This is a genomic window from Mycobacterium sp. E2238 (assembly GCF_001672665.1).
Lineage (GTDB): Bacteria > Actinomycetota > Actinomycetes > Mycobacteriales > Mycobacteriaceae > Mycobacterium.
The window spans coordinates 1-905 of sequence record NZ_LZKF01000150.1 but is presented as its reverse complement, the minus strand read 5'-3'; the positions used below and the strand labels follow the sequence as shown (position 1 = coordinate 905).

At 66.1% G+C, this 905-nt stretch carries 1 protein-coding gene; it reads left to right on the top strand.

All coding sequences use genetic code 11. The features are described from left to right. Positions 1-39 precede the first annotated feature (39 nt). Positions 40-905: glycosyltransferase (locus A5711_RS12800; protein ID WP_156744914.1), on the top strand; the 866-nt coding region annotated here is incomplete at its 3' end.

Here is a 905-nt window from a genome sequence, read left to right as displayed (position 1 = left end):
TGACGTCGCCGGCGCACGGCAACTGCAAGGCTAGGACCCGTGACGAAATTCGCCCTCGCCGGCTACGGAACGCGCGGCGACATCGAGCCATTGGCAGCGGTCGGCCGCGAGCTGCTGCGCCGAGGGCACGACGTGGCCGTGGCCGTCCCACCGGAATTGATGGGTTTCGCCGAGTCCACCGGGCTCGCGGCGGTCCCGTACGGCCCGGAACTGCACGACTTCCTGGACGAGGAGTTCCTCCGCAACATGTGGGCTGAGTTCTTCCGGAACATCTGGACGATCCGCAGCCCGATCAGGTTGATGCGCAAGGTCTGGGAGCCCGTGCTGCGGAACTGGCAGGAAATGAGCTCGTCCCTGATCTCGGTTGGGGCCGGGGCCGATTTGCTCTTCACGGGCCAGCTCTACCAGGACCTGGCGATCAACGTGGCGGATTACTACGGCATTCCGATGGCCACGCTGCATTACATCCCGATGCGGCCGAACGGGCAGCTGATTCCGATGCTGCCGGGGCCGATGGTTCGCACCGGAATGGCGGTGTACGACTGGGTGTGCTGGCGCATGAACAAGAGGGCCGAGGACCGCCAGCGCCGTGAACTCGGCTTGCCCACGGCCACGGTTGCCTCGCCGCGACGGATCGCAGAACGTGGGTCATTGGAAATCCAGGCCTACGACGAGGTGTGCTTCCCCGGGCTCGCTGCCGAATGGGCGAAATGGGGCGGCCAGCGTCCTTTCGTTGGATCGCTGACGATGGAGCTGCCCACCGATACCGACGACGAGGTGTTGTCGTGGATCGCGAAGGGGACACCGCCGATTTGCTTCGGCTTTGGCAGCATGCCGGTTGCCGAATCGCCGGCCGACACGGTCGCTCTGATCGGCGCGGCGTGCGCGGAGCTGGGTGAGCGGGC